The 6,786-nt window shown below is 39.4% G+C and carries 4 protein-coding genes; all 4 read right to left on the bottom strand.

Annotation, left to right across the window (positions count from 1 at the left end; translation table 11 throughout):
* A partial coding sequence (locus tag ACIQ2X_RS12300) for an efflux RND transporter periplasmic adaptor subunit (RefSeq protein WP_396179213.1) occupies positions 1 to 1,059 on the bottom strand: 1,059 nt, incomplete at its 3' end.
* A 2-nt stretch (positions 1,060 to 1,061) separates the two neighbouring features.
* Positions 1,062 to 5,411, bottom strand: a complete 4,350-nt coding sequence (locus tag ACIQ2X_RS12305) for a CusA/CzcA family heavy metal efflux RND transporter (protein ID WP_396179214.1) — start codon at positions 5,409 to 5,411, stop codon at positions 1,062 to 1,064.
* Between the two features lie 188 nt (positions 5,412 to 5,599).
* Complete coding sequence (locus ACIQ2X_RS12310; RefSeq protein ID WP_396179215.1) at positions 5,600 to 5,986, bottom strand: hypothetical protein; 387 nt, start codon at positions 5,984 to 5,986, stop codon at positions 5,600 to 5,602.
* Between the two features lie 148 nt (positions 5,987 to 6,134).
* Positions 6,135 to 6,786: UDP-3-O-(3-hydroxymyristoyl)glucosamine N-acyltransferase (gene lpxD, locus ACIQ2X_RS12315; RefSeq protein ID WP_396179216.1), on the bottom strand; the 652-nt coding region annotated here is incomplete at its 5' end.

Consider the following 6,786-nt stretch of genomic DNA (forward strand, 5'->3'; position numbering starts at 1 on the left):
TTCGCTGTTAGTAATTGCAACAAAATTGTTTTCTGCGGTTCCTAAAACCACTTCGGTCATTTCATATTGCCTGGTCCCTTTTTTAACAAACACGTATTCTTTGTCTTCAAACGAAACGATGGCTTCTTTTTGAATCGAAAGTTGAGTTTCGTTTTTGAGTTCGATATCGGCATTCATATACATTCCAGGAAGTAAATTCTTGTCGTATTTTTCAAAATGACAATACACTTCGGCACTGTGGTCGTTGTTGGAAATATCTTGACTAATCAAAATAATTTTACAAATATACTTTTCAGTAGGATTACTGTTGTTGTAGGCATATAGTGTTTGTCCTATGTGTAATTTTTGAATGTCTTTTTCAAAAACTTTTATGTTCAAATGAATATCATCCGGATTAATAAGTTCAAAAAGCACATCGGTTGGTCCCACATATTTGCCAATATTGACATTTACTTTCGAAACATAACCGCTTATAGGTGATAAGATATTCACACTTTTAGAAATTGACTGCTCCGCAAGTGAGTTGGGATTGATGTGAATGAGTCTTAATTTTTCGGACAAAGCGCGTTTGGCAATCTTCAAATTTTTAAAATCAGCTTCGGCTTGCTGAAAAACTTTATCGCTACTGGCCTGATTCTGATTCAAGTCTTTTTGACGTTGGTATTCCTTTTGAGCATATTGCATTTTGGTCATCGTACTCAAATATTCTTGTTGCAAGTCGATGTACTGTTGGTCTTCCATTGTAGCGATAACCGAATTTTTTTGGACAAACATTCCCGGAAGTAACGAGGTGTTTTTTAAGTAACCACCCATTTGCATGCTGATGGAAACTAGGTTTTGCGGTGGAACGTCAATTTTTCCGTTCACTTTCAGTGTGGCCGATAAGGTTCTGCTTTCGGGTTTTGCCACCTCCAAATCCACATTTTTCAGTTGTGCGGGTGTTAAAGTCACCACTTTTTCGACTATTGTTGCTGTTTCGGTTGCTGTTGTTTCGGTTTTTTTAGAGCAGCCCAATCCTATGGATAGTAGCAGCCCAAATAGGAATATCTTTTTGTTCATGATTATAGTTTTAAAGTAAGATAATGCAGTTCAATCACACTTTCATTGTAGTGGATGACGCTGTCGATGTAATTGTTTTTGGCGGTAATGACTTGGTTGATCAACATCACCCAATCCAAATAATTGATGTCGCCGGCATAAAATTGTTGGTTGGCGGTTTTTTCAATCAGCAAGGCATTCGGAATTCCTTCGGTTTCAAAATACGCCACTTGTTTTTTAGCTTGCAACACGTTTTGTTCGGCAAGTTGCAATTGCTGTTGTAGCATTTTTTCTTTGTTCGAAAAAGCTTCTTTCAAATACGTTTCTTGGATTCTCATTGCCTTGATGCGGGCGTTTTGTGAACCTCCAAAAATCGGAATATCAATGCCCAACTGAGCCGAATGAAATCGGGTGCTGGAACTGTACAGTACATTATCGGCTCCGGTTCCTGTAATCGACGTATTGAAATAACCCACCGAAAGCGACGGTAATTTTTTGGCTTTTTCCAACTCGGTTTGTGCCGCAGCTGTGTTTTGTTGTGAAGCAATTATCGCCAATTGGGGATGATTGTTATTGACTGAATTACGTTCTGAAAATGTCGATTCGACGATAAAACTTTTCGCTTTTGGTTCAACAAAATTCGAGGTGTTGAGCAACAATTGAAAGCTACTTTGAAGGAGCATTTTATCCTTTTGTAACTGCACTAATTGTTGTTTCAGCTGTCCCAACTGCAAGGTTGCGGTGGCTTTTTCAAGCAAATTACTTTCTCCTTTTTTGAGTCGGAGGGTGGCTTTATTCAAAAATTCGGAAAGTAAACTGTCGCTTTTTTGTAGCAATCGTTCTTTTTCTGCTAAAGTCAGTAAGGCATAAAAAGTGTGTACTACTTCTTTTTTCAGATGAAGTTCTTGCAATGAAGCCACCACCTCGGCTGATTTCCATTCGGAAGTGGCTACTTTTTTCTGGCGGCTGTAAACGGTAGGCAACTCAAAAGATTGCGAAATACCAAATCGGGTATCATTATACCCACTGTTAAACTGACCAAATTCAGTAGCCAAGGCGGTTTTGGGCAAATTGGCGCTAGCCGAAATCAACTCTTTCTGGTACTGGGTTTTCAAGCGATCTATTTTTCCCAATTGGTTGGAATCTACGGCGATTTTGAGTGCTTGTTGCAAACTTATTTTTTCTTGTGAAAAGGCGGAAAAGCTATTTCCCAAAAGAAGCAATAAAAGTAATGCAGCAGCAGGCGTTTTTTTAGTCATTGGAAATCCTTTTTCAAAAATGATGTACAAAATAGGTAAAACAAATAAGGTTAGTAATGTAGCGATTAGTAAACCACCAATCACGACCGTGGCCAACGGACGCTGCACTTCGGCACCCGCTCCATTGCTCAAAGCCATCGGCAAAAACCCGAGTGAAGCCACAAAGGCAGTCATCAATACCGGACGAAGGCGAACTTTGGTTCCCATCAACACAATGCGTCGCAAGTCTTTCATTCCTTCATCTTTCAGTTGGTTAAATTCGGAAATTAATACAATTCCGTTTAAAACCGCAACGCCAAATAGAGCAATGAAACCGATTCCAGCACTGATACTGAATGGCATTCCGCGAAGCGCCAAAAAGAAAATTCCTCCAATCGCCGAAAGCGGAATTGCAGTGTAAATCAACAAGCCTTGTTTGACTGATTTGAATGCAAAAAACAATAAAATAAATATCAATAGTAACGAAATGGGTACGGCAATCATCAAGCGGGCTTTGGCTTTATTCAAATTTTCAAAAGCACCACCATAGGTAACGTAATAACCTGTTGGCAATTTTATTTTGGATTCTACTTTGGTTTTCAACTCATCGACAATACTTTCCACATCACGTCCATTGACGTTAAAACCTACTACAATGCGTCGTTTGGCATCTTCGCGCTGAATTTGATTCGGACCGGATTCTAAACTTACTTTGGCCAACTGTGCAAGTGGTACTTGTAGTCCAGAATTCGTTGGAATCAGCAAGTTTTCGACATCCGTAATCGAAGATCGCTTACTTTGGTCCAAGCGAACAATGAGTTCGAACCGCTTTTCGCCTTCAAAAACTTGTCCTGTACTTTGTCCTGCAAATGCGGTATTAATTACTTTGTTGATCGTGGCAATGTTCAAACCGTATTGTGCAATTGCCGGACGATTGTAGGCAATAATTACTTGTGGCATTCCAGCAACAGGTTCGATATAAAGATTTTCTGCTCCTTCAACGGTAGGAACAATTTTACCCATTTTGGCGGCATACAAGGCCAAGGTGTCGAGGTCTTCGCCAAAAATTTTACACACCACATCTTGTCGGGCACCTGTCATCAACTCGTTAAAACGCATTTGAACGGGATACTGAAAACCCGCGGTTATTCCGGGAACTTCTTCCAAGGCTTTTCCCATTTTCTCGGCAAGTTCATCAAACGTTTCAGCCGAAGTCCATTCGCTTTTGTCTTTTAAAATAACCATCATATCACTGGCTTCCATCGGCATAGGATCGGTTGGAACTTCTCCACTTCCTATTTTGGTCACAATTTTTTCTACTTCAGGAAAACGGGTTTTCAAAATATGAGCTGCTTTTTGGGTACTTTCGATAGTGGTATTTAAGTTACTTCCTGTGAGGACTCGGGTGTCTACGGCAAAATCGCCTTCTTCCAAAGCAGGTATGAATTCGCCTCCGAGCGTTGTCAACGTAAAAACCGCCAATACAAACATTCCGACAATCGTACCTATAATTATTTTTGGAAAATTCAATGCTTTTTCTAACAAATGCTGGTATTTTCTTTCAATAGCAAACATCATTCGGTCGGAAATATTGGGTTTGTGATTGGTTTTTTTGCTCAAAAACAAAGCACTCATCATTGGAATATAGGTCAATGATAAAATAAAAGCACCCAATAAAGCAAAGGCTACCGTTTGAGCCATAGGTTTGAACATTTTACCTTCAATTCCTTCTAAAGTGAAAATGGGTAAATAGACAATTAAAATAATAATTTGCCCAAAAACAGCACTGTTCATCATTTTTCCAGCCGAAGTTTTAACTTCTTCGTCCATTGTTGCTTGAGACAACTCGGCTTGGGCTTTCCATTTTTTACCGTTTGTGAGTTGGTGCATTACAGCTTCGACAATAATTACCGCTCCGTCGACAATGAGTCCGAAATCCAAGGCACCCAAGCTCATTAAATTGCCGCTTACGCCAAAAATATTCATCAGAATGATCGCAAAAAGCATCGCTAACGGAATTACAGAAGCCACTAAAAGTCCGGCCCTCATATTTCCCAAAAAGAAAACCAGGACAAAAACCACAATTAAAGCACCTTCCATTAAGTTCTTTTCTACGGTTCCGATGGCATTGTTTACCATTTTTGAGCGGTCTAAAAAAGGTTCTAAAAGTACGCCTTCTGGCAAAGTTTTCTGAATTTGTGCAATGCGTTCTTTTACATTGGTAATAACCTCATTACTGTTGGCACCTTTGAGCATCATCACAATGGCTCCGGCCACTTCGCCTTCGTCGTTGTAACACATAGCACCGTAACGGGTAGCACTTCCTATTTTAACATCGGCTAAATCCCGAAGAAATAAAGGTTCGTTATTTTTGGTAGGTACAGCGATGTTTTCGATGTCTTCGATGCTGCCTATCAAACCTTCGCTTCGTATAAAAAGTGCAGTAGCTTCTTTTTCGATGTAAGCTCCTCCCGTATTTTGGTTATTATTTTCCAAAGCCAAAAAAACATCTTGCATCGTCAATTGATAGGAGTGGAGCTTATTGGCATCAATGGCAATTTCAAATTGCTTGAGTTTTCCTCCAAAACTACTTACTTCGGCAACCCCTTTTACGCCTAGAAGTTGGCGTCGTACCACCCAATCTTGAATGGTTCGCAAATCGGTGGCGTCGTATTTTTTTTCAAAACCTGGTTTCGTTCGGACTACATATTGGTAAATTTCGCCCAATCCTGTGGAAACCGGACCCAGTTCTGGAACACCAATTTCAGAAGGAATTTTTCCTTGCAATTGCTGCAGTCTTTCGGCTACTTGCTGACGTGCCCAATAGATGTCGGTTTCGTCGTCAAAAACAATGGTAACAAGTGACAAGCCGAACCGCGAAAAACTTCGAATGGCTTTCATTCCTGAAATGTTGCTGTTGGCTTGTTCGATAGGAAAAGTCACCAATCGTTCGATATCAGTTGCTCCAAAAGAAGGAGCGATAGTGATGACTTGTACCTGATTATCAGTAATATCCGGTACGGCATCAATAGGTAATTTTGTGGCTTCATACATTCCAAAACCAATTAAGGCAAAGGTAAATAGGCCAATGAGGAGTTTATTATTGATAGAAAAAGCTATAATTTTATTTAACATGAGTAAAATGCTTAGTGGTTACTATAAATTTCTTAGTAAGTTAAAAGTTAGCTATTTGTCAAATGAAAAGCAGGTTTCCCGTAATGATTGAATTACGGAAATTATTTTATGTACCATTGACAGTATGTTTGACTTTTAATTACGTAAAAGTGTTGCTATCTTAATGGAATAGCTGAAATAGATAGGTACTAAACTATTTTAGGCGGTTGCCAAATGGAATTGAAATGATTGGAATAAAAAACAGCGGTGTAGCCGTTTATGGGTGATCTACTATATCCAAAATCGATAGTAGATGTACACTCAATTGAAAGCACTGATGGAAGAATGGTAAAGCTTAGGACGCTTGTGAAATCAATACTTTTGTAAGGCAATTTCATGTCTTGCTCTCTATCGGCGGCGTCCACATCGCCGTTGGTGTAGTGTTGGTGAACAAAAGAGCTAAATGTAACATCTTTTTGTTCTTCCTTGTGTGCTTTATAATGTTTTACCAACTGCGGAAACTTCAACAGTTCGCTAATTTCTGTTGAAGTAAATACGTAAAGAAAAAGTAGTGCAATGGCAGTAACTTGTCGCATTTCAATTAATTCTATCCAAATGTACAGAAGATTTGAAAAAAACGACATGACAAATGTCACATTGTAGATTGTTTGTATTTATTCTAAGGAAAAAGAAGCGTAAAAGCTTTTGATTTTCGAAAAGAAAAGAAAATGATTTCAACCCACTTTATTCTTTTTTAATACTAGAATCCCGTACCAATCGTTTCAAGATTGCCCATTGTTTTAACGCATCACGGGCATCGATTGCGGGATAACCTAACATTACTTTTCCTGCAGGAACGTCACCTGTAACGCCAGAACCCGCCCCAATGGTAGCTCCAGAACCAATAGTAGTATGGTCTTTTATTGAGGCACTACCGCCTATAATAACGCCGTCGCCTAAAGTTACAGATCCTGCAAGCCCACTATTTCCGGCCATAATACAAAATTTCCCCAACTTAGAATTGTGTCCAATTTGAACTAAATTATCAATTTTGCATCCATCGCCTAGAGTGGTCGAACTAAATTTTCCACGGTCTATGCAAGTGTTGGCTCCAATTTCGACATAATTTCCGATGACTACATTTCCAATTTGCGGAATTTTTGCCAAACCTCTTTCCGGACAAGGTCGAAATCCAAAACCGTCTGGTCCAATGGTCGCATTCGGATGGATAATGCAATCCGTACCAATATGGCAACGTTCCCGAACCACCGTTCCCGACCAAATAACCGATCGGTCGCCAATTGAAGATTCGTCTAAAATGGTTACATTAGGATAGATACGCACGTTTTTACCAATAATTGCTTTAGGTCCAATATAACAATTGGCACCAATTTCG

Origin of the sequence: Flavobacterium sp. (genome assembly GCF_044368625.1) — a bacterium.
Classification (GTDB): Bacteria; Bacteroidota; Bacteroidia; order Flavobacteriales; family Flavobacteriaceae; genus Flavobacterium.